Source organism: Wolbachia endosymbiont of Drosophila baimaii, assembly GCF_028982185.1.
Lineage (GTDB): Bacteria > Pseudomonadota > Alphaproteobacteria > Rickettsiales > Anaplasmataceae > Wolbachia > Wolbachia pipientis.
This window is the reverse complement of sequence record NZ_JAPQLE010000047.1, coordinates 1-1,681: the sequence shown is the minus strand read 5'-3', so window position 1 is coordinate 1,681 and position 1,681 is coordinate 1. Positions and strand designations below refer to the sequence as shown.

Here is a 1,681-nt window from a genome sequence, read left to right as displayed (position 1 = left end):
AGTTGTCTGTAAGCGTCACAAGGAAGGACAAGAGATGAAGAAATGGAGGATAATAAGGGAATATACTCAAGAGGAATTGGCAAAAGAGCTAGGTGTAGCAAGTTCACAAATACATAACTATGAACAAGGGAAGAGTACCTTTTTGAGCGAGGTGGCATGTAAAGCAGCAGAAATATTATCAGTAGATGCTGAAGATCTAATAACGGAAGAAGATTACTATGAAAGTGAAGACGAGGAAGTAGAAAATGAGCTATTAAGTTCGACGAGAGAATTCAAAAGAATTGATAATCAGGAATCAAGAGATGAACTGAACATACTAATAGAATTTTTATCCCAAAGAAGGCAAATTTACAAAGAAAAGATTGATAAAGTAGAGTCAATCAAGGTTGCGAATAATCTACTTATACTAGGTGTTTCTGTTGATGCTATTTCTTCGATAACTGGCTTACCTGCAGAGGAAATAACGCAACCTGAGAGAAATTAAAGACAGAAGGCGTTATTCTTCTCCCAGTATTAAACTCTTCTTCAGTTAAAATTTTCACACCTAGCTTTTTAGCATCTCCGAGCTTTGACCCAGGTTTTTCGCCTACAACCAAGAAGTCCGTTTTAGGCGATACACTTGAACTCACAATTCCTCCTAAAGATTCCATTAGTGCTTGCGCTTCATTTCTTTCCCTTGTCAACAGCTTGCCAGTGAAAACTACCGTTTTACCGCTAAAAATGGAATTACTAACATTAGCACTTACAGGCTCAATCTTTAGTTGAGAGGCAAGATTCTTTACCATTTCAACATTATCCTTTTCAGAGAAGAAAGATATTAATGAATCTATAATCTTTTCTCCTACACCTATTATGCTCATTAATTCTTCTTCATCAGCAGAATACCAATTTTCATATGAGCCATAATGTTTTGCTAGTAATTTTGCTACGTGTGGTCCGACGTATCGAATCCCTAGAGAACATATAAATTTATCCAAACTCACAACTCTTTTGCTATTGACAGAATCCAGTAAATTAGATATTGATTTTTCATCCCGCCCCTTCAGCTCACTTAAGTTAAAATTTTTTAGTTTTTCTTCGAGAGCAAAAATGTCAGATATTTTCCTTATCAAACCAAGGTCATAAAAGAACTCTATCTGCTTATCACCAAAGCCGGTAATGTCAAAAGCATCATTGGAAACAAAATATTTTAACCTTTCTATGATTTGAGCTTTACAGGTAACCCCTGAACATCTTATTGCTGCTTCTTCTGGAACTTTGTATAGTTCTGAACTGCCACACTCTGGACAAACCTTAGGAAATTTAAATTTAGGTGTGTCTTCAGGGCGAGAACTTTTATCAACTTCTACAATCTTTGGAATGACGTCGCCTGCTCGTTGCACTACCACGACATCTCCTTGAAAAGCCACAATGTTTATCTAGCAATAGTAATACCAATTCTCACTGCACAACAAACAGATAGACAATAATGGAAAAAAAGCCATACTAAACTAAGTGTAATAGCGAGGTATAAATGGCATTAAGATCAAAATTATTGGATGAAAAAGTAGTGGAATCGGCAAAAGCAATGCTGAAGAAAGTAAGAAACAACGCATACGTTACAAAAAAACTAAATGCTGTAATTGCAGCAAAAAAGCACAGCATAACAGCGGTAGCAAAGATATGTTGCATTTCAAGAACT

At 36.0% G+C, this 1,681-nt stretch carries 2 protein-coding genes and 1 pseudogene; 2 read left to right on the top strand and 1 reads right to left on the bottom strand.

Going from position 1 to position 1,681, the window contains the following annotated elements:
• On the top strand, window positions 1–484 hold a 484-nt coding region (locus OZD66_RS01540; protein ID WP_275022013.1), incomplete at its 5' end, for a helix-turn-helix transcriptional regulator.
• On the opposite strand, the gene OZD66_RS01535 is transcribed toward OZD66_RS01540, so the two are convergent.
• Window positions 426–1,409, bottom strand: coding sequence for a helix-hairpin-helix domain-containing protein (locus OZD66_RS01535; protein ID WP_275022011.1), 984 nt, complete (start codon window positions 1,407–1,409; stop codon window positions 426–428). The genes OZD66_RS01540 and OZD66_RS01535 overlap by 59 nt on opposite strands.
• Before the next feature lie 104 nt (window positions 1,410–1,513).
• On the opposite strand from OZD66_RS01535, the pseudogene OZD66_RS01530 reads away from it, so the two are divergent.
• Window positions 1,514–1,681: pseudogene (locus OZD66_RS01530) on the top strand (IS630-like element ISWpi10 family transposase); the annotation flags it as partial.